This window comes from Kitasatospora sp. NPDC048540 (assembly GCF_040651175.1).
GTDB lineage: Bacteria > Actinomycetota > Actinomycetes > Streptomycetales > Streptomycetaceae > Kitasatospora.
In genome coordinates, this window is the sequence record NZ_JBEZIR010000101.1 from 1 (window position 1) to 20,034 (window position 20,034).

Here is a 20,034-nt window from a genome sequence, read left to right on the forward strand (position 1 = left end):
GTCGGGGGCGAAGTGCCGCTCGGCGGCCTCCTCCAGGGCGAGGCCGGGGGTGAGCAGCAGGTCGGTAAGGGCAGCGCGGACGTCGGTGCGGATGCCGGTGCGGTTCATGGGGTTCCTCCGGGACGGTGGTGGTCGTGGCCCGCACGTCCCGTGCGGGATATTGCGTGCCTTGAGCACGCTTGTGACTGTAGCGGAAAAGCGTGCGCGATGCACGCTAATCTGCGGTGGTGAACATCTCGACCGGTCATGACATCGCCCACGCACTCGCACTGCTCCTGCGCCGCGGCACCCGCACGCGCCTGCACACCCACCTCACCGAAGGGCTCGGGGAAGGGGTCGACGAACTCACCTATCCGCTGCTCAGCGGCCTGGCCCGCACCGGCCCGTGCAGCGCCGCCGACCTCGGCCGCGAGATCGACCTCGACCGCACCACCGTCACCCGCCGCGCCGACCGCCTGGAGCGGGCGGGCCTGCTGCGGCGCGAACCCGACCCCGCGGACGGCCGTGCCACCCTCCTCGCCCTCACCGGCGACGGGCACGACACCGTGGCCGTCACCCGGCAGCGCCTCGCGGCGGCCATCGAAACCTCGCTCGCCGCCTGGCCGCAGGCCGACGCCCGGACCTTCGCCCGCCTCCTGCGGCGATTCGCCGACGAGGGCCCCTTCGCCTCCGGCGACCCTGACCGCGACGGCCGTCCTTGACCGCGACGGTCCGCGCGGGACGGCGCGTCCGCCACGTTCGGTACCGCCGCGCGGCCATCTGCGGATCGTTCCTCCACATCGAGGCCTACGCCGGCGCCGCCCGCGCCTTCGAGGCCGATCGGATCGCCGCGGAGGTGTTCCGGGAGGCGGCCGAGGCCGAAGGCCGGGGATGGCCCCGGGTCGGCCGGTCGGGACTGCCGGGTCCATTGACACGTCCGGGTGGCTCCGGCAGGGTGCCTTGGCGGTGCACGGTCATTCACCGGAGCATCAAGAATCCATCACGTCCTTCCCCCTTCCTCCCCCTTCCTGATCGGAGACCGCCGTGAAGAAGCCGACCGCGTTACTCGCCGCCTTCTCGTGCGCCGCCCTGATGTCGCTGGGCGCGGCATCCGTCGCGCACGCGGACACACCGGCGAACGGCTCGGGCAACACCATCAAGAACCTCAACTCGGGCCTGTGCGCAGCCGTCGGCGACAACTCGAAGTCGAACGGCGCCGGGCTGATCCAGTACAAGTGCGACACCAAGGCCAACAAGCAGTTCACGTCGACCTGGGCCGGCACCGACTCGTACTTCTTCAAGGTCACCTCGTCCGGCAAGTGCATCCAGCCCCAGGGGACCGCCGAGCACGCGCTCGTGGTGCAGCAGACCTGCTCCAACAGCGACCTCCAGGTCTGGACGGCGGTCTTCCTGGGCAATGACAGCTACCAGTTGAGGAACCGCGCCTCCGGGCTGTGCCTGGGCGCCGGCTGGGGCGCGACCAACAGCGGCCAGCCGCTGGACCAGGCCGTCTGCGGGGCGTTCCCCGGGCAGTCCTGGCGCTTCACCGCCCAGTCCGGCTGACCGACGGGTGGTGGGCCGGACCGGTGCGGCCCACCACCGGCGCCGCGGGCGCGACGGTGACGGTGCACAGACGTTTGGTGGCCCGGGTCAGCGCGACGTACAGGTCCCGTTCGCCGCCCGGGCGGGCGGCGGTGATCCCGTCCGGGTCGACGACGACGGCGGAGTCGAACTCCAGGCCGCGCGCCTGGGCAGCCGGCACCAGCCGGGCGTACCGCTCGACCCCCGCGTCCGCGAGCTGCTGCGCCCTGCCGTCGGCGCAGACCACCCCGACCAGCTCGCCCGGGTACGCGGCCTCCTGCTCCCGCAGCTCCCGCACGAGCGCGTCGAGCAGAGACCCGGGTGTCGTGGGCAGGGTCCGCGGCGGCTCGCCGTGCCGGATCGACCGGATCGCCGGCCGGTCCGGGGTGATCCGGGCGAGCAGGTCCTGCGTGGCGGCGAGGATCTCCTGCGTGGTCCGGTAGCTGACGGTCAGGGTGCGCAGGTCGAACCGGCGTCCGAGGTGCGGGCCCAGGGCCTCGTCCCAGTCGCGGGCCGCCGTCGCCGGGCCCGCCTGGGCGAAGTCGCCGACCAGCGTCATCGACCGGCCCGGGCAGCGGCGCAGGACCATCCGCCACTGCATGGCGGTCAGCTCCTGCGCCTCGTCGACGACGACGTGCCCGAAGGTGCGCTCCGGCGGGCCGTCCACCAGGCTCGCCGCCTCGTCGAGCAGCGGGACGTCCGCGTCGGTCCACGGCGCGTCGGGCGACCGCCGCAGCAGCGCCCGCTGCCGGTCGGCGGTGAGCTGCGGCAGGTGGGCGGCCAGCGCGGCACCGTCCGCCAGGAGGGCCCGGACCACGTCACCGGGCGTCAGTCGCGGCCACAGCTCCTCGACGGCCCGGTCGAGCGCGGCATCGTCCAGGAGCTCCTCGCGTACGGCGTCGGCGTCGAACTCGTCGGCGCCGGTGGCCGGGGTGTCGTCGAGGCCGAGGCGGCGCAGGCCCGCCGCGGCGACCCGGTCGAGGTCGAGGCCGGTCAGCAGGGCGACCTGCGCGTCGATCTGCTCGAGCACCTCGGCGCCGCTGCCGGCGAGTTCCCGGACGAGGGCGTCCACCAGCGACTCCTTGAACAGCCGACGCGCCGGGTTGTGCGCGAGACCGCTGCCCCGTGCGGCCTCCCGCGCCTGCGCCACCGCGCCGTCCGGCAGACGGATCCACTCCTGGCCGACCCGGACCCGGAACGCGCCGCCCGGGGCCTGCCGGGAGCGGACCACCTCGGCCAGCGCGCCGGCCAGTTCGACGCCGCCCTTCAGACGCGCCACCCCGCCGCCGTCCGCGCCGTCGTCCGCGCCGCTCGGTGCGACGCCGGCCAGGTCCTCGCAGGTCGACAGCACCACGTCGTTCTCCCCGAGCGAGGGCAGGACCTGGCCGATGTATTCGAGGAACCGCGCGTTCGGCCCCAGGACCAGCACGCCGCGCTCGGCCGCCTTCGGGAAGGCGTACAGCACGTACGCGGCGCGGTGCAGCGCCACCACCGTCTTTCCGGTGCCGGGGCCGCCCTGGACGACGGTCACGCCGCGGTGCGGCGACCGGACGATCGCGTCCTGCTCGGCCTGCAGCGTGGCGACCGCCGCACCCATCCGGCCCGTCCGCCGCGCCTGCAGCGCCGCCGTCAGCGGACCGTCGCCGACCACGTCCTGCCCGGTGGGCGCGCGGCCGTCGAGCAGCTCGTCGCTCACCCCCACCACCGTGCGGCCCGCCAGCCGGAGGTGGCGGCGCCGCCGCAGCCCCATCGGATGAACCGGCGTCGCCTCGTAGAACGGCCGCGCCGCCTCGGCCCGCCAGTCCACCAGCACCGGAAGCTCGTCCGACTCCCGCTGCAGCCCGAGCCGCCCGATCCGCAGGACGGCCCCGTCCGCGAGGTCGATCCGCCCGAAGACCAGCCCGTCCTCGGCCCCCTCCAACCGGCGGACCTCACCCGCCAGCCGCCCCGCCGCCACCTCCCGCTCGTACGCCCTGCCCGCACCGTCCGGCGGCAACGCGAGCACCCGCGCCAACTGGTCCCGCACCCCGGCCAGCCGCTCGTCGAACAACTCGCCTATGACGGAGACCTGAACGCTCTCCCGTTCCACCTCGCGTGCGGCAGCGTCATTGATCCGGGACAAGATCGGGCCCCCTCGGTTCGCCTCACCCATATGTCGAGGCGTCACTATGCAGACGCGTTCCGGAAAAGTAAATATTGACCGGGCGGGGCGGAATGTGGCCTCCGCGGCACTATCTCGCCGCTGCCGGTGACCAGTTGGGCGATTCGCAGAATGGAGCCCGCCTCGGCCGACGGGTGATGGAGCCGCGCCTTCGCACCCCGGTCCGCGGCGGCCGAGGACCTCTGTTCTCGTCGGACCGGATGCACCGAGGCGGGGCGCGGTCCCGCCGGACAACCCGGACGCCTACGATGTGATCATGAAATCTGGGGTGGGAGTGCGCATGGCGAAGGCCGGAGCGCTGGCCGGGGCCACGGCGCTGCTGGCGGGGGCTCTGACGGGCTGCGGCGGCGACGGCTCGCCGTCGGTGGCGGCGGCAGGTCCGGCCGACCGCGCCGCACCGGGCTCGCTACGGCTGTCCGCCCCGGACGCCCTGCCCGGCGGCTACCGTGCGCAGGGCCCGGCCGACGTCCTGACCGACCCGCCGACGAGACCGCTGCCAGCGGGCTACGCCGCCTTCGACGGCAGCCTGAAGGCCAGGTACACCGACGGCTCCGGCGGGGTTCTGACCATCGGCGGCGCCTGGGGCACCATCACCGACCCCGGCGCGGTGGCCTCCTCCGCGATATCCGTGATGCTCGCCCCGCGGGAGAAGTGGGCGGAGCCGATGACGGACCTGGACGCGCGTGACCCGCACGATCCGCAGGGCCGGCTCAAGTGCGGGGTCTCGACCGGATCGTTCCTCGTCAACCCCGTGTGCCTCTGGGCCGACCGGTACACCGCGGGTTCGGTGGCCTTTCCCGCCTCCGTCGAGGGGAACCCGGCCACGATCGACCAGGCCGGGGCCGCCGACCGGACCCGCCGGATCCGCGACGCGATGACGGTCCCGAAGTAGCCGCCGGGTCAGGTACTGCTCGGTCTGCGGCCAGGAGACCGCAGGACAGGGCCTGCACGCTGTTCGAGGTGTCCCGTCGCCGACGTCCGCGACCCGGTCGGCGAGCCGCCGCCGACGACCGGGCCGCCCACACCGTCGAGGTCCGGCCGCCGCAGCTACGACGAGGAGGAAGAGAACGTCCTCTTCGAGACCGCAGACCGCAGACCGCAGACCGCAGACCGATCGGCGACGAACTCGACGCACTCGGCTACATCACCGTCTCCGAGTACCTGCTCCGGACCCGGTACGACGGTGTCAGCAACCTCGGTACCTCCGCCGGGCCACGCACCTGGTGGCACCGCTTCTTCGACTACAACTGAGCCCGCCCCGGCGTCAGACGGCCTCCTCGAGGGTGCCGGAGAGGCGGTGGGCGGTCGAGGTGTCGACTCCGAGGGCGGCGAGCAGGTCGAGGGCGGCGGTGAGGGGCGGGGCTCCGGCCAGGCGAGCGGCGGCGAGGTGGGTGGGGAGGCGGCCGGCGGCGATCAGGGCCGTCCACTGGGTGGCCGAGAGGGCGAGGTAGCGCAGGCCGGGGAGGTCCGCGAGCAGGGCCGGGTCGGTGGTGGGGCAGCGGGACAGGTCGAGGGAGCGGAGCGCGGGGAGGGTGCGCAGCGGGGCGAGGTCGAGCGGGGTTTCGGAGCCGACGGCGAGTGAGGCGAGGTGCGGGTGGCCGGTGAGCGGGAGGAGGTCGGCCTCGGGGACGAGGTCGACGGCCAGGTCCTCGACGGGGAGTGCGGCGACGGGGGACAGGTCGGCGGCGGTGCAGCGGACGAGGTACAGGCGCCGCAGGCGCGGCGTGGCGGCGAGCGGGCCGAGGTCGACGGGTGACGGGGCGTCATAGAGGTGGATCTCCTGGAGGCCCGGCGCGGGCTGCTCGTCCAGGCCTGAGTCCATGAACCGGCGCCGGCCGTCCCCGGACCGCTGCGGGCCGTACGGATCGGGCCGGCCCAGGGCCTGGCCGAGCCAGGCGGTGACGGAGGAGGCGACGTAGCGCGGGCCGTCGTTGAAGTCCCGGCCCACCTCGATCACCTGGCCGGGGCGGCCGCCCGCGGCCGGTGCGAGGTCCACGGCGAAGTAGTTGCCGTCGAACCAGGTGGCGAACGGGAGCCAGCCCGGATGCCCGGAGCAGCGGCGCACGGTGTCCGGCGGGTCGGCGTCGAAGACCACCTGGTGCCAGCCGTGCTCCCAGCCGAACCAGGTCGGGACGCCGATGTAGGAGTCGCGCTCGGCCAGGGCCGCGTCGAGCGCCAGCCAGCCGTACCCGGCCAGTGCCTCGCTGCCGCCGTCCCCGTCGGCCTCCAGGTAGAGCGCCCGCAGGTCTCCGGGCAGCGGTGCGCCGAGGCGGAGCTCGGCGGCGGCCAGCTGCTCCTCGGTGACGGGCGCGGGCATCGTCGGCTCCTCGCCGGAGAGTTCGGCGTGCTGCCGGAGGACGGCCCGCAGCCGTTCGACCGCCTCGGTCGGGTCCCCGGCCTGGCGTAGCTCGGTCGGTTCCGCGTCGTCGGCCGCGCCCGGTTCGGACGGTTGGAAGCTGTGGTCGACGGTGAGCGTCCAGCCGTCCTCGGGACCGGCCCCGGGCTGCAGCGTGCCCCGGAAGACGACCAGGTCGAAGGCGCCCGACGGGCGGCAGGTCAACTCCAGGGCGATGGCCTCCCAGCCGTGGCTGTCCCGGAACCGGGACACCAGGGTGGCGAGGTCCTGGTCGGGGAACGGCGTGCCGAAGAAGGAGCCAGGACGGCTCGGCACCACGTACCCGCCGCCGAACAGGCCGACGCCCGTGCGGCTCCGTGCCCCCGCAACACGCACTCCGTCCAGCCCTCCGGTCCCCGCGCGACGACCTGCGCCGCGATCTTCCGCACCGTCTGTTCCACCGTCAGGTCCACACCCGCCCCCTCGTCCGCACCGTTCGGACGATCATGTCAGCAGGCTGCGGCGGAGCGGCCGGCGCCGGTGCCGACGATCCGGTTTCGGCGCAGAGTCCGGCCGACGGCCGTGCGGCCGGCCGCCCCGGGGCACCGGCACCGCCGTTGGGAACCGGGACGCCACGGACCGGTGACGCATCTCCAGCGGACCCGTCGTCAGCAGTCGGCCCCACAGGGGACCCGCGCGGCCGCGGCGGCCGGCGGAGCGCTGGCGGTGCGCCCCGCCGTGACGCAGGGTGAGCGCGGGGCAGGGCCGGCGGAGGGACGGACGAGGTGTGCAGGGGTACCGGCGCAGGCTGTCGGACGGCGGCCCTGGTGTCGGCCGGGCTGGCGCTGCTGGTGATCGGTACGACGGCCGGGCCGGCGGCCGCCGCGAGGCCGGGCGGCGGAAGCGGGCGGCCGGGTGCGCCGGTGGCGGTGGTGGACCAGGCGTCCCGCCGGGTGCTGGTCCTGCACAGTGCCGACGATCTGATGGCCTTCCACGGCCCCGACCACCTCCCGGTGGTGTGGTCGTGGACCGCTGACCGCTACACCGCGCTCGCCGACCTGTCACCGGCCCGCAGCTGGTCCTCGCCCACCGAGGCCAAGAGCGGCGTCCGCGACGGCCGCCGCTACCTGCTGACCACCGCCTCGGGCGGTCTGGCGGCCGTCGTCGACCTCGCGACCGGCACCCCGGTCTGGGCCGTCGACACCGGCCCCACCGCGAACCCGCACAGCGCCGAGCTCCTCCCAGACGGCAACGTGGCCGTCGTGGCCAGCACCGGCGGCTGGGTACGCGTGTACACGGCCTCGCAAGTCCCGCGCAGCACCGACCACGCCGAGTACCCGCTGGCGGGGGCGTACGGCGTGCACCGCGACGCCAGGACCGGCCTGCTGTGGACCGTCGGTGACGACACACTGACCGCCCTGAGGGTCGGCGGCACCGCCGCCGCCCCGGTGCTCACCCCCGAGCGGACCCTGGCACTCCCCGAACCCGGGGGCCACGACCTCGCCCCGGTGCTCGCCGCGCCGGGGCAGTTCTGGATCAGTACCGCCGGCCGTCTGTGGCGGTTCGACCCGTCCCACGACCGGTTCGAGGCCGTCCCCGTCACCCCGCGGGAGTCCGCACGCGAGGTGAAGAGCGTGGGCGACGAGCCCGGAACGGGACGCCTGCTCACCACGGCGCCCGACCACGCCGGGCCCTGTACCTGGTGTACCTCGGTCCTCACCTTCCACCGCCCGGACGGCATCCGGCGGCTGGAAGGCACCCACCTGTACAAGGCCCGCTGGTGGACCGAACGTTGACCCGGGGAGGTCGGTCAGAGCCAGCCGAGGGAGCCGAAGACGGCCAGCGCGGCGGCGTCGAGGGCGAACAGGGCCCCGACGGTGACGGCCTTGGTGCGCAGCCGGGGCAGGTCGTGGACGCGGAAGCAGACCAGGAAGAACGGGAGGTAGCCGACCAGCCAGATGAGCAGCGGGCAGCCGGCCCGCCACCAGGCCCAGTCCCAGGTCAGCACACCGGCGCTGTGCAGGAAGAGCTCCACACCGACCGCGAGCGCCGAGTTCAGCCCGGCCAGGAGCCAGCGGTTGGGGATGCCGGCGATGCGCAGGGCCGGGTCGGACGGCAGGAGCTTGACGGCGACCACACCCATGATCGCGAACATGAGGCAGATCTCGATGTTGAGGCCGACCAGGATCCGGTAGGCGCTGGCGCCGGCGGCACCCCAGACCGGTGCCCGGCCCGTGGCGTGCAGGACCAGGGCGTTCCAGATCTCGTTGAACCAGTCCATGCCCCACAGCGCCAGCCCGGCCAGGACGGTGCTCCAGTCCCGCCGCTGGACCTCGACGGCGTACACGTACAGGACCAGGAGCAGCAGCGGTATGACGTACCACTGGAACTGGGACGGGTCCCTGAGGTGTTCGAGGGCCTGGCGGGCATGGTCGGTCAACGCGTTCTCCGTGGGCTGGAAGTGCGGGGGGGACGGCACGGGGTTCAGCGCGACCGGCCGTCGTCCTGCCCGGCGGCCCCGGGGCCTCCCGTGGCGGCCGTGACGAGGGCGAGGTACTGCTGCGCCAGGCGGTGGCAGTCGCCCGGCCAGCGGGCGGAGAGGTAGGCGCCGTCCTGGACGGTGAATCCGCGGCGCAGCCGGCGCGGGCCGTCGCGCAGCGGCAGGACCGGCCCGGGGGCGAAGTCGGCGGGGTCGGCGAGCGCCGCGGTGACCTCGCTCTGCACGGTGGTCGGGTAGGTGCGGTAGTAGCTGCCGAGGCGCAGCCGGGTCAGCTGCCAGGCCGTCAGCTCCATCCGGGAGGTCAGCGCGGTGGTGCGCCGGCCGTGCAGGACGGAGCGGCCGGTGCCCGGGTCGACGGCGCGGGCCAGCAGCAGGACACCGTGGCAGACCGCGCCGACCGGGACCGCCCGGGCCATCGCTTCGGCGGCGATCCGCTGGGCGGGCCGGCTCTCCAGGAGACTGCGGACGCGGGGCGCGTGGCCACCAGGGACGAACAGGGCGGTGAGCGTGGAGGGGTCCACGTCGCCGTAGGACAGCGGCGCGCCGAAGCGCGGGTCGCGGGTCATCCGCCGGTACGCGGCCAGCGGACCGCCGCGGGTCATCAGCCACGGCGAGAGCCAGGAGAATCCCTGCTCGGTGAGCCGTCGGTCGGCGTGCGCCGGACGGCCGTCGGGGGTCGCGAAGCGGACGTCGAACCCCGCGTCGTGCAGCGCCGCCCAGGGGAGCGCGGCCTCGGTGGGATCGTAGTCGGCCTCGGGCAGCAGGAAGAGGATCACAGGGGTTCTCCGGGGTACGGCGCGGCGGGGCGCGCCTGCGCGGCGGCCCGGCCGCGGGCAGGGTGGCACCGACCGTAGGGGCAGCCGGGCGCGGTGTCGTTGATCCGCGCGGCCCGGTTGTTGACCGCAGGTGCCCGCGATCACGGCTCGAAGGCGTTGACGGCGTGGCGGCGGCTGTCTTGACTGGCGGACATGGACATCCCCACCTCCGGCCCCGGTGCCGTTCCCGCCCCCGGCGTCTCGGTCTCGCTGGGCTACGCCTCGGCGGTCGCGGACGCGGGCGGCGCGGGGCCCGACCTGCTGCTGGCCGGGGACCGGCGCCTGCCGTTCGAGGCGGTCCGCGGGCTGTGGGACCGGGTGATCGGCGCGTCGGGGGATCCCGCGGCCGGGCTGCGGGTGGGGGCGGACCTGCGGCCGCCGGCCCTGGACGTCCTCGGCCATGTCGTGCTCGGCTGCGCCACGCTGGGTGAGGCCGCCGAGGCCGCCGTCCGCTACCACCGGCTGGTCAGCGAGGCCGGCGAGATCGCGCTGGTGCGCGGCCGGACCCTGTCGCGGGTGGTGTACCGGCCCACCGTCGCGCCCGGCGCCATGCGTCCGCAGCAGGTGGAGGCCGTGGTGGTGGGGATGGTGAGCGCCGCGCGCTGGCTGGCCGGGCCGGCCTGGACGCCCGCCACGGTCACCTTCACCCATCCGTGCGGGAGTGAGCGGCTGGGCTACGAGCGGGTGCTGGGCTGTCCCGTGGCGTTCGGGGCGGCCGACAACGCGCTGACCGTCCCGACGGCCGACCTGGACCTGCGCCGGGTGGTGGTGGACCAAGGCCTGGCGTCGCTGCAACGCGCCTACGCGGACCGGCTGCTGGCGGACCTGACCGGTCCCGCCGCCGTTCCGCAGCGGCTGCGGCGGTGGCTGGCCGGTGTGCCGCTGGAGGGCGTGGGGTTCGCCGATGCCCAGGCCACCTCGCGGCTGGGCGGGCGGGCGCTGCGCCGGGTGCTGCGCGAACACGGCACCTCCTGGCGGGTCCTGCTCGACGAGGCCCGGCACACCAGGGCCAGGCAGCTGCTGGAGACCACCGACCTGACCACCGACCGGGTCGCCCGCGCCGTCGGGCTGAGCGGCGCCGCGGCCCTGGGACACGCCTTCGTCCGCTGGCAGGGCGTCAGCCCCGGCGCGTACCGCCGTACCCGGCGCACGGGCGCGGCGGGCGGTGCCCCGGCCTCCTGAGCCCGACGGCCGGGGGCGGCGGCCGGGTCAGGAGGGGGTCAGCGTCCGGTCAGGCCGCCCGGGCATGCTGAGGGCAGATCAAGGGAGCGCCGCAGACGGGCTCCCGGGACTGGGAGAGGTGCCCGGAGCGGTTCATCGGGTGCCTGGCCGGCAACGGCCGAGCAGGGTCCGCGAGGGCCCGCGCAGGTTCGAATCCTGCCCTCTCCGCCCAGCGCGGGCCCGGACCGCCCCCGGCTACTCGTGCTCCGGCTACTCGTGCTCCGGCTGCGCCGCGGAGCCGCGGCCACGGAGCATGCCCCACCCCACCAGCGCCGCCGCCAGGACCGTCAGCGTGAGACCGGCCCAGGTCACCGCCTGGTCGAACCGCGCCACGCGGTCGCTGTCCCAGGCCGAGGTGGCGATGCCGCCCGAGAGGAGCGCCGCGAGGATGGTGCCGCCGACGCAGACGCCGACACCGGTACTGACCTCACCGGCCGTGTCCACCAGCGCCGCCCCCACCGTGGTGCGGTCGGCCGGCAGACCGCGCATGACGTTGGTCCCGGCGACCACGCCGACGACACGCATCCCGGCCGCGACGAGCACCAGCGCGAGGGCGACCCACACGTACCCCAGGCGGCCCAGCAGCGCATGGACGGCGAGCCCGCAGACGACGGCTCCCGCGCCGAGCCGGGCGGCCCGGTCGAGGCCGACGCGGGTGACCAGCGGCCCGATGACCGCACCGCCGGCGATCAGCACGACGACCTGCGGCAGCATCCCCACGGCCGCCCGGGCGGGCGTCCACCCCCAGTCGAGCTGCAACTGCAGGGTGACCAAGTACCCGAGGCCGGCGGTCGCCAGGCCCGACGCGGCCTTGAACGCCAGACCGCTCGACACCAGCGGGCGGCCCACCAGCGCGAGGTCGAGCAGCGGATGGCGGGCGGCGCGCTCACGGACGACGAACAGCACCGCCGTCACGACGGCCGCCGCCGTGGCAAGCCACGGCACGGGCGATGCGGGGCCCGGGTCGACGAACAGCGTCGGCGCCACCAGAGCCAGCCCGATCGTGGCCGTGGCGAGCAGCGCGCCGGCGGCGTCGACCGGGGCGCGGTGCAGCTCGTCCGGCCGGTCGGCGGGGATGCCACGGCGGATGCCGAGGAACGCCAGTGCGGCGATCGGCACGTTCACCAGCAGCAGCACCTGCCACGGGGCGAACGCGAGCACCAGACCACCCAGGGTCGGGCCGACCGCGAGCCCGGCCAGGCCCACGGTCGAGATCAGCGTCGTCGCCCGGACCCGGAGCCCGTCCTCGTCGAACAGCCGGAACGCCAGCGCGAGGGAGCCCGGCGTCGTCATCGCGGCCGCGACACCCATCGCCACGCGGACCGCGATGAGCTGCTCCACCGTGCCGACGAACGCCGTGGCCAGACTCGCCGCACCCAGCAGCACCAGGCCGACCAGCATGATCCTCCGGCGGCCGACCCGGTCGGCCAGCGCGCCGAGCGCCAGCATGAGCCCGCCGAACGCCACGGCGTACCCGCCCGTCACCCACTGCAACGCCGTCGGCGACGCGGACAGCTCACGGCCGATGGTCGGCAGCGCGACATTGAGGATCGAGTTGTCGAGCATCTCGAACAGGAACACCGCCGACAGCCCGGCGAGCGCAACCCCCGCTTCCCGCAGGGACTTCGGTGGACCGGAGACTTCGGTCGGGACATCGGTGTCCTCGAGGACCGGATCGCGGCGGACATCCATGGCTCACTCCTTCGCTGGGAAGAAGTGGCGGCTCGTCCGAACCGCGTGTACGCGTGGGGCCCTGCCCGACCGACGGGTGTCGATGACCCGCAGTGACCGCACGTTTTTACTCCGATGCAGGGATGGTACACCCGTGCGACGGGAGCGGTGCGCGTGGCCGGCCGCCGGCCCGGACCTCGCAGGCCGCGCCCTCCCGGTCCAGTCGGGCCCGGAACTCTTCTTCCCCGCAGTCGAGTTAACCGTACCTGCCGTCGGGGAGGAGCGGTGATGGGGGAGAGCCTGGGAGCCCTGACCGCGGGCAGCGGGGACGACCCGGACAGCGAGCCGCCGATGGGGGAGGTCGGTGCCCCGCCGGCCGGGCCGTTGTGCACGGCCGCGACCGGACAGGTCGCCGTGACGGTATCCGGACTCGTCGCGTACAGCAGCGGCCTGGAGATCGCGCTGGAGGTCCGGTTCAACGCCACCGGTACCCCGCCGACGGCCCGGTCCGAGCTCGAGAACCTGATGCACGAGGCCCGGCACGGTGGCGCCGACCGCCTCCACCTGGCCCTGCACCTGCCGGACGGCCGGGTCTTCCGGAACAACCGTCCCCACCCCGAACCGGCCGAGCGGCCCGCGGAGTCGGCCCCCATGCTGATGCTCCGGGCCGGCTCGCACGGCCCGTCCTGGCGGCTCGGCCACTGGCTGCGGCCGCTGCCCGTCGACGGGGGACGCCTGTGCCTGTGCTGGCCGGTCCGAGGGGTCGACGGGTCCTTCGAGGTCCCGGCCGGCGCCGTCGCCGAGGCTCGTGCCGCCGTCCGCCGGCTGTGGCCGTGACCAGGCAACCACGGGCCGTGGAGATCGCGGCCGTGGCACTACTTGATCTCGTGTGTGCAACGGCAGTTGGATCACGCGTGGTGGCGGGCGGCCCGGCCGCGAGGGGGCGGGCGGATGCGTTGACGCTCCGCGAGGGGGCGGATAAGGTCACGCCCCATCGACCCGCACCGGTGGTGTTCCTGGGACCGGCCGGTACCGCTCAGCCCGGTGCCCGCCCGTTCCCTCCGGCGCGGGATCCGCCGCTCGCTCCACCCCGCGGACAACTGCTCACCCCGGCGGCCCAGTCGCAACTCGGCCGCCGGTACCCTCCGTGCGTCGTCGGCCTCGGTCAGGTGCGGCTCGACACGCACACAGAACCCTCCGCAAGGGATGTGCCGTTGACCAGATCCACCTCGCCCGCGGCGGACGCCACGCCGCCGGGCGCCACACCGCCGGCCCTCATACCCACCTCCGGCGGGGGCACCGCCCCGGTGCCGCCCCACCCCGCCCGCCGTACGCCGGGCCGGGCCCCGTACCTGGGCATGGCGTGCGTCATCCTGCTGTCGGGCTGCTCACTGGTCGGCGCGGACACGGAACCCACCAGGACCTTCACCATCGGACTGGACGCCCCGCTCACCGGCAACCTCGCCGACCTGGGGCTCGGCATCAAGTACTCGGCCGAACTGGCCGTCGCCAAGGCCAACGCCAAGAACACCGTGCCGGGCGTGCGGTTCGTCCTGGACGCCAAGGACGACCAGGGGGACGAGAAACTGGCCCGCGCCAACGGCGAGGCGTTCGTGGCCGATCCCGAAGTGGTCGGCGTGGTCGGTCCGCTCACCTCGGGCGGCGCACTCACCATGGCCCCGGTGCTGGCCAAGGCGGACCTCGCCGAGATCTCGCCCTCCAACACCGCACCCTCCCTGACCTGGGGCGCGGACTACCGCACCAAGGGGAAGGTGCGGCCCTACCCCACGTACTTCCGCACCGTCACCACCGATGCCGTGCAGGGCCCGCTGCTCGCCCGGTACGCGCGCAGCCAGCTGAAGGCCGAGCGGGCCGTCGTGGTCAGCGACACCAAGGCCTACGGCAGCAACCTGGCCGCGGAGTTCGCGACGGCCTTCGAGGAGGACGGCGGCACGGTACAGCTGCGGGCCACCATCGAGCCCGGCACCACCGACTTCTCCAAGCTGGTCCGGCAGATCGCCGCCGCCCGCCCGGACATCGTCTACTACGGCGGCGAGCACCCCGAGGGCGGCCCGCTGTCCGCCCAGCTCAAGGCCGCAGGCGTCAAGGCGCCGGTGGCGGGCGGCGACGGCCTGCACACCGACGGGTACCTCAAGGCGGCCGGCCCGGCCTCCGACGGCGACCTGGCCAGCAACCCCGGCATCTCGGTCGAGGGGCTCGCCTCCGCGTTCACCTTCCTCGACGAGTACCAGAAGGCCGCCCACCCCCAGGCCCCCGGCCCCTTCGGCCCGTACGCCTACGACTCCACCTGGGCCCTGATCGAGGCGGTCGGCCGCGCCCGCCAGGCCCACGGCAAGTCGGGCTCCGGCACGGAGATCCGCAAAGCCGTCTCCGAAGCCGTACCGGACGTGGACTTCTTCGGCGTCACCGGCGACGTCTCCTTCGACGAGTTCGGCGACACCCGCAACCAGGTCGCATCGATCTACCAGATCCAGAAGGGCAATTGGGTCGCCATCGTCCCCATCGGCCGCCTCCGCGACCTCTGACCCGCTCCCACGGGCCGCGCCGCCGCACAGCCCGGCGGCGCTCCGCCCAGCACCCGCGTACGTCCCGAAGGTCAGTCCCACCACGAGACGACGGCCAGTCCTCGCTCGGCGGCGCCCGCGTAGAACGTGCGGAGAGCGTCGAAATGGACCGTCAGATACCTGCCGGGCCCGTGGACGAGGCCTTCGGCACCGAGCCCGATCCGCTTCCCGGCCGCCCGGCCGTCGGCCGGCAGCACCGCCAGGGCGGCCCGGAGGTCGATCTCCCCGAGCAGGCGGGAGACCCGCCCGACCTCCTTCGGCCCGAGGGCCGTGGGCGGGGGACCGAAGGGCCCGATGGCATGCGGGTGGGCGTGGAGAAAGCCGACCTCCGGCACCGCGCCGCCGTCGGTCGCCCGCCGGAGCGCGGCGAGGTACGGCTCGTCGATCCCGGCGAGCTCGCAGACGCGAACCAGCATCGCCGGGGCCCAGTCCAGGTCGAGGCAGTCGGCCGCCGGCGGGTCCCATCGGTGATCGCCATCGGGTGACTCCGCAGCGCGGGTCCGGCAGGCGGCGAGGTACTGCTCGCCGACTCGGGCGAGCTGCTGGGTGACGGCCATGATCAGCAGTATCCCGCGGACGTCCAGCCCTTTTGCCGTGCTGCCGGGCGGGCCCGGGTGACGGGGGTGTCGGTGGGCGGCGGTTGAGTTGCGGTGGGAGGGTTCGCGATCCGGGCCTGGCCCAGGCCTTCGGTGAACTGCTCGGCCGCCCGCTCACCTCCTTCGACCTGCCGGACGTCCCCGGGGTCCACGAGGTGCTGTACGGCGGCAACTACCTGTACGAGAGCGAGCTAGACCGCGAGCCGGTCCGGATCGCGCGGGAGGCACTGGTGGACGGGCGGCCGGTGGTCCTGGAGCACCTGGCGCTCACCCCCGCCCGGCGACCTGGACCACCCGGCGCCGGTCTTCGACGCGCGCGGTTCGCTGTCCGAGGTGGACCCCGACGGCCTGCCCGCCGCGTTCGCGAGCGCGGTCGCGGCGCCGGCCGATCCGGACCGCGGGCTGCTCCGCGGGGCCGACCTCGCCCGGCTGCCGGACGCCCACGGGCTGGGCCCCGCGGACCTGCGCGGGACCGCCTGGCGGCTGCGGCAGGGCAAGGTCGCCTCGGACGGCACACTGCTGGACGCCCTGCGCGCCGCCACCGGCCTCACCCGGACCGACGCCGCGGCCGGGCGACGCGCCCGGGTTCGGCCAGCGACGAGGTGGCGCCGGAGGCGTGGGAGCGGGTCGCGGGCATCGAGCACCCCGGCCTGCGCGCCCACCTCGCCGGGTACGCCGATCCCGAATCGCACGACCTGGCGTTCTGCGGCCACGACCCCGACAGCCACGACCCGGACGGCTCCGACGAGGACGGCGCAGACCTGGTGGTCCGCTGGGCGGGCGCCGTCGACCGGTACGAGGTCGACGTGGTCCGGGTGCGGCCGCGGGCCGCCGTCAGGGCGTGAAAGCCGCCAGCTCGGCCCGGGTCGGCGGGTCCGCGCCGAACCGGGCGCAGGTGAGGGCGGCCGCGCGGGCGGCCCGCTCCAGCGCGGTCACCAGCGCCGGGGCCGGCTGCGCCCCGAACGTCGCCCGGACCAGCTGCAACTGCCCGGCGCCCAGCAGTCCGCCCTCGAGCAGCCCGCTGACCAGACCGGACATGAAGGCGTCGCCGGCGCCGATGGTGTCGGCGACCTCGACCGGGACCGCGTCCACGTCGAGCCGACCGTGCCGCCAGAAGGCGCGGGCCCCCAGCGCACCCCGCGTCAGCACCACCAGGGACGGCCCGTTGCGGACCCAGGACGCGGCGGCCTCGAGCGGGTCCGCCCCCGGGTACAGCCACCCCAGGTCCTCGTCGCTGACCTTGACCACGTCGCTGAGCGCCACCAGCCCCTCGACCCGCGGCCGTTCCTCCTCCGGGCTGCCCAGCAGGGCCGGCCGCAGGTTGGGATCGTAGGAGACGGTGACGTCCGCCGGGGCGCCGCGGACCATGGCCAGCACCCGCTCGGCGCCGGGGTCGAGCAGCGCCGCGACCGACCCGGCGTGCAGATGGCCGAAGTCCCGCCCGGCGGGAAGCCCGGCGCTCCGCGGACAGAGGTCCCAGTGGACGTCGAAGGTGTACGTCGCCCGGCCCTCGCGGTCGAGGACCGCCGTGGCGGAGGAGGTCCGCCAGGCGCCGACCGAGCCCGGGGCGAGCGCCACCCCGCCGGCCGCCAGGTGGTCGCGGATCACGGCGCCGTACTCGTCCTCGCCCAGGCGGGTGGCGAGGCGGACCCGGTGGCCGAGCCGGGCCAGGCCCAGGGCGGTGTTGGCGGGGCTGCCGCCCGGGTGGACGCGCCGCGAGTCCCGGGAGTCGACCACGTCGGCGAGCGCCTCGCCCACCACCAGGACCTCGGCCGGTCCGGGCAGGGTGTCCCCGGTCACGGGGTGACCAGGATCTTCCGGCCCAGGCCGGCCTGGAAGCGCCCGAGCGCGGTGGCGTACTCGGTGAGCGGGAAGCGGTCGCTGATGAAGACCCCGGGGTCCAGCACCCCGGCGGCGAAGAGCGCGGCCGCCCGCTCGAAGCTGTGCAGCACGGCCATGGAGCCGGTGATGGTGATCTCCTGGTTGTAGATCTTGTACGGTTCGATCACCGCGCGGGCCGCGTACGCGGCGACGCCGAACTGCAGGAAGGTGCCGCCGCGCCCGACCCGGCCCAGCGCGTCCTGGATCGCGTGCTCGTTGCCGGTGGCGTCGATGACCACGTCCCAGCCCCGGGGCTGGTCGAACTCCTCGGCGGCGGCGGCCGTGCGGCTGCACCCGAGCCGGTCGGCGGTGGCCAGCCGTTCGGCGTTGAGGTCGACGACGTCCACCGACGCCGCCCCGGTGCGCTTGGCCAGCTCCAGCATCATCAGGCCCATCGTGCCGGAGCCGTAGACGAGCACGCTGCTCCCGACCCGGGCACGCAGCACGTCGTAGCCGCGCACCGCGCAGGAGAGCGGCTCGATCAGCGCCGCGTCCCGGACGTCGATGTGCTCGGGCAGCCGGACGCAGTTGGCGGCCGGGGCGAGGGCGTACTCGGCCGCGGCGCCCGCGGTGGTGACGCCGATGGCGGCGTACCGCTCGCACAGGTTGTCCCGGCCGAGGCGGCAGTAGTGGCACTCGTGGCAGTACAGCGAGGGGTCGACGGCGACCCGGTCGCCGACCGCGAGAGAGGTCACGCCCGCGCCGAGGGCGGCGACCGTACCGGCGAACTCGTGGCCCGGCACCAGCGGCAGGCTGGGCGCGAACTCGCCCTCCAGGATGTGCAGATCGGTACCGCACAGGCCGCACGCCGCGACCTCGACCACCACCTCGCCGGGGCCCGGCGTGGGGTCGTCGACGCTCTCGATACCGAGCACGCCGGGGGAGCTGATGACGACTGCCTTCACTTGACGGCTCCGAGGGAGAGGCCCTGGACCAGCTTGTCCTGGGCGGCGAAACCGGCGACGAGCACCGGCAGGGAGACACAGACGGCGGCCGCGCAGACCTTGGCCAGGAAGAGCCCCTGGCTGGTCACGAAACCGGTGAGGAAGACGGGTGCGGTGCCGGCGACCACGCCGGTCAGCACCCGGGCGAACAGCAGCTCGTTCCAGCTGAAGATGAACGAGATGAGCGCGGTAGCGGCGAGGCCGGGCGCGGCCACCGGTGCCAGGACGCGCAGCAGGACCGTCGGGAGTCCGGCACCGTCGATGGCCGCCGCCTCCAGGATCTCCTGCGGCACCTCGGCCAGGAACGAGCGCATCATCCAGACCGCGATCGGCAGGTTCATCGACGTGTAGAGGATGACGAGCAGCCAGATGTTGTCCAGCAGGCCGGTGTTCTGGGCGATCAGGTAGAGCGGCAGCAGGCCCGCGACCGCCGGCAGCATCTTGGTGCTGAGGAAGAAGAACAGCGTGTCGGTCCACCTGCGGACCGGCCGCACGGACAGCGCGTACGCGGCGGGCGTGGCCAGGGCCAGCACCAGCAGGGTGGACAGCACGCTCGCGGTCAGCGAGTTGACCAGGGGCGGCCACGGGCTCACCCCCGTGCCGGCGCCGAAGAACTCGCGGTACCCCTGGAGGGTCAGCGGGGCCGCCACGCTCGGCGGGTTGGTCGCGGCGTCCGCCTCGCTGTGCAGCGAGGTGAGCACCATCCAGGCGAACGGGAGCAGGAAGAGCAGGCCGACCAGCCAGGCGGCCAGGCCGAGCAGGGTGTCGGTGCGGCGCACCCGGGTGCCGGTCATCAGCGGGTCTCCGCTCGGAACAGGGACAGCACGGTGCGCAGCGCGAGCGTCGCGATGACGGTGGTCAGGGCGACCACGATCACGCCCTCCGCCGACGCCAGGCCGTAGTCGTGCCCGTCGTAGAAGGTCCGGTAGACGGTGTAGGGGAGGTTGGCGGTGCCGAGGCCGCCGGAGGTCAGGGTGAAGACGGCGTCGAAGTTCTGGACCACGTAGATGCTGCCGAGCAGGGCGGCCAGCTCCAGGTAGGGGCGCAGGTGGGGCAGGGTGAGATGGCGGAAGATCTGCCAGGAGTTCGCGCCGTCGACGCGGGCCGCCTCGACGGCCTCCGCCGGCCGGCTCTGCAGCCCGGCGAGCAGGATCAGCATCATGAACGGCGTCCACTGCCACACCAGCGAGGCCTCCACGGCCAGCAGCGGCACGGCGGAGAGCCAGTCCGGCTGCGGGGCGCCGGCGCCGCCGACAGCGGTGAGCAGGCCGTCGAACAGCCCGTACGAGGCGTTGTACAGCGCGTGCTTCCACAGCAGCGCCGAGGCCACCGGCACCACCAGGAACGGGGTGATCAGCATGGTCCGCACCAGTCCGCGGCCGAGGAAGCGGCGGTCCAGCAGCAGCGCCGTGCCGAGGCCCAGCAGAAGGCTGACGGCGACGACCGTGGCGGTCAGTTCGACGGTCGTCAGGATGGACGTGCGCAGGGCGGGGTCGCCCAGCGCGTGGCCGTAGTTGGCGAGGCCGCCGAAGCCGCGGCCGGCCGGGTCGAGGGCGTTCCAGCGCATGAAGGAGATCGCCAGGGTGCCGAGGAACGGCAGCTGGGTGACCACGATCATGAAGACCAGGGCGGGGAGCAGCGGCGCGCGGCGCGCCCAGGCGCCGCGGGGGCGTCGCGCGGCGGGGGCGGTACGGCCGCGGCGTAACGCGCGGGCCTCGAGGGAGTCGGGCAGGGAGGCTGTGCTCATGTGGGTTCCTGGGGTGCG

19 protein-coding genes, 1 tRNA gene and 1 pseudogene are annotated in these 20,034 nt (G+C 74.7%); 10 read left to right on the forward strand and 11 right to left on the reverse strand.

Features of this window, described 5'->3' with window-relative positions; translation table 11 throughout:
* A pseudogene (locus AB0D08_RS30065) lies at positions 1-108 on the reverse strand (nuclear transport factor 2 family protein); the annotation flags it as partial.
* A gap of 119 nt (positions 109-227) precedes the next feature.
* On the opposite strand from AB0D08_RS30065, the gene AB0D08_RS30070 reads away from it, so the two are divergent.
* Together AB0D08_RS30070 and AB0D08_RS30075 are read left to right on the forward strand one after the other, a co-directional pair.
* Entirely contained in the window at positions 228-701 is a 474-nt protein-coding gene (locus tag AB0D08_RS30070) for a MarR family transcriptional regulator (RefSeq protein WP_359893295.1), read from the forward strand.
* Positions 702-1,023: 322 nt separating this feature from the next.
* Positions 1,024-1,542 (forward strand): RICIN domain-containing protein, encoded by a 519-nt coding sequence (locus AB0D08_RS30075; protein WP_033823112.1) that lies wholly within the window; start codon positions 1,024-1,026, stop codon positions 1,540-1,542.
* Here the strand turns inward: AB0D08_RS30075 and AB0D08_RS30080 are convergent.
* Positions 1,523-3,682: an AAA family ATPase gene (locus AB0D08_RS30080; protein WP_359893299.1), complete on the reverse strand. Its 2,160-nt coding sequence runs from the start codon at positions 3,680-3,682 to the stop codon at positions 1,523-1,525. The two genes, AB0D08_RS30075 and AB0D08_RS30080, sit on opposite strands and share 20 nt — an antisense overlap.
* 319 nt (positions 3,683-4,001) lie before the next feature.
* Between AB0D08_RS30080 and AB0D08_RS30085 the strand changes: the two genes are divergently transcribed.
* Both AB0D08_RS30085 and AB0D08_RS30090 read left to right on the forward strand, forming a co-directional pair.
* Entirely contained in the window at positions 4,002-4,613 is a 612-nt protein-coding gene (locus AB0D08_RS30085; RefSeq protein WP_359893301.1) for a hypothetical protein, read from the forward strand.
* 68 nt (positions 4,614-4,681) lie between these two features.
* Entirely contained in the window at positions 4,682-4,972 is a 291-nt protein-coding gene (locus AB0D08_RS30090) for a hypothetical protein (RefSeq protein ID WP_359893304.1), read from the forward strand.
* Between the two features lie 13 nt (positions 4,973-4,985).
* On the opposite strand, the gene AB0D08_RS30095 is transcribed toward AB0D08_RS30090, so the two are convergent.
* Positions 4,986-6,452, reverse strand: a complete 1,467-nt coding sequence (locus tag AB0D08_RS30095; RefSeq protein ID WP_359893307.1) for an SMI1/KNR4 family protein — start codon at positions 6,450-6,452, stop codon at positions 4,986-4,988.
* Positions 6,453-6,883: 431 nt separating this feature from the next.
* On the opposite strand from AB0D08_RS30095, the gene AB0D08_RS30100 reads away from it, so the two are divergent.
* Positions 6,884-7,852: a DUF6528 family protein gene (locus AB0D08_RS30100; protein WP_359893309.1), complete on the forward strand. Its 969-nt coding sequence runs from the start codon at positions 6,884-6,886 to the stop codon at positions 7,850-7,852.
* A 14-nt stretch (positions 7,853-7,866) separates the two neighbouring features.
* Here AB0D08_RS30100 and AB0D08_RS30105 read toward each other — a convergent pair whose 3' ends face one another.
* Positions 7,867-8,496 carry a hypothetical protein gene (locus AB0D08_RS30105; protein WP_359893312.1) on the reverse strand — a complete coding sequence of 210 codons (630 nt, stop codon included), beginning with the start codon at positions 8,494-8,496 and terminating at the stop codon, positions 7,867-7,869.
* Between the two features lie 44 nt (positions 8,497-8,540).
* Positions 8,541-9,332, reverse strand: coding sequence for a type 1 glutamine amidotransferase domain-containing protein (locus AB0D08_RS30110; RefSeq protein ID WP_359893314.1), 792 nt, complete (start codon positions 9,330-9,332; stop codon positions 8,541-8,543).
* Positions 9,333-9,524: 192 nt separating this feature from the next.
* Here AB0D08_RS30110 and AB0D08_RS30115 point away from each other — a divergent pair, with 192 nt between their 5' ends.
* Both AB0D08_RS30115 and AB0D08_RS30120 read left to right on the forward strand, forming a co-directional pair.
* Entirely contained in the window at positions 9,525-10,553 is a 1,029-nt protein-coding gene (locus AB0D08_RS30115) for an AraC family transcriptional regulator (RefSeq protein WP_359893317.1), read from the forward strand.
* 112 nt (positions 10,554-10,665) lie between these two features.
* Positions 10,666-10,760 (forward strand) — tRNA-Cys (locus tag AB0D08_RS30120).
* A 42-nt stretch (positions 10,761-10,802) separates the two neighbouring features.
* Here AB0D08_RS30120 and AB0D08_RS30125 read toward each other — a convergent pair.
* Complete coding sequence (locus tag AB0D08_RS30125; protein WP_359893320.1) at positions 10,803-12,284, reverse strand: MFS transporter; 1,482 nt, start codon at positions 12,282-12,284, stop codon at positions 10,803-10,805.
* Positions 12,285-12,551: 267 nt separating this feature from the next.
* Between AB0D08_RS30125 and AB0D08_RS30130 the strand changes: the two genes are divergently transcribed.
* A complete protein-coding gene (locus AB0D08_RS30130) occupies positions 12,552-13,100 on the forward strand; it encodes a hypothetical protein (protein ID WP_359893323.1) in 549 nt (182 codons plus the stop codon).
* 377 nt (positions 13,101-13,477) lie between these two features.
* Positions 13,478-14,809, forward strand: coding sequence for a branched-chain amino acid ABC transporter substrate-binding protein (locus tag AB0D08_RS30135; RefSeq protein ID WP_359893325.1), 1,332 nt, complete (start codon positions 13,478-13,480; stop codon positions 14,807-14,809).
* 71 nt (positions 14,810-14,880) lie between these two features.
* Here the strand turns inward: AB0D08_RS30135 and AB0D08_RS30140 are convergent, their stop codons facing one another.
* Complete coding sequence (locus AB0D08_RS30140; protein WP_359893328.1) at positions 14,881-15,405, reverse strand: DUF1877 domain-containing protein; 525 nt, start codon at positions 15,403-15,405, stop codon at positions 14,881-14,883.
* A gap of 641 nt (positions 15,406-16,046) precedes the next feature.
* On the opposite strand from AB0D08_RS30140, the gene AB0D08_RS30145 reads away from it, so the two are divergent.
* On the forward strand, positions 16,047-16,289 hold the full coding sequence (locus tag AB0D08_RS30145) for a hypothetical protein (protein ID WP_359893330.1): 243 nt from the start codon (positions 16,047-16,049) through the stop codon (positions 16,287-16,289).
* On the opposite strand, the gene AB0D08_RS30150 is transcribed toward AB0D08_RS30145, so the two are convergent.
* The 4 genes from AB0D08_RS30150 to AB0D08_RS30165 are packed head-to-tail and all read right to left on the reverse strand — an operon-like array spanning position 16,279 to position 20,016.
* Entirely contained in the window at positions 16,279-17,244 is a 966-nt protein-coding gene (locus AB0D08_RS30150; RefSeq protein WP_359893333.1) for a carbohydrate kinase, read from the reverse strand. The genes AB0D08_RS30145 and AB0D08_RS30150 overlap by 11 nt on opposite strands.
* Positions 17,241-18,230, reverse strand: a complete 990-nt coding sequence (locus AB0D08_RS30155; RefSeq protein WP_359893335.1) for a zinc-dependent alcohol dehydrogenase family protein — start codon at positions 18,228-18,230, stop codon at positions 17,241-17,243. The genes AB0D08_RS30150 and AB0D08_RS30155 overlap by 4 nt, the downstream gene beginning before the upstream one ends.
* Positions 18,227-19,063 (reverse strand): carbohydrate ABC transporter permease, encoded by an 837-nt coding sequence (locus tag AB0D08_RS30160; RefSeq protein ID WP_359893338.1) that lies wholly within the window; start codon positions 19,061-19,063, stop codon positions 18,227-18,229. The genes AB0D08_RS30155 and AB0D08_RS30160 overlap by 4 nt, the downstream gene beginning before the upstream one ends.
* Positions 19,063-20,016 carry a sugar ABC transporter permease gene (locus tag AB0D08_RS30165; RefSeq protein ID WP_359893341.1) on the reverse strand — a complete coding sequence of 318 codons (954 nt, stop codon included), beginning with the start codon at positions 20,014-20,016 and terminating at the stop codon, positions 19,063-19,065. Before AB0D08_RS30165 ends, AB0D08_RS30160 begins: the two co-directional genes overlap by 1 nt.
* Between the last annotated feature and the right edge of the window lie 18 nt (positions 20,017-20,034).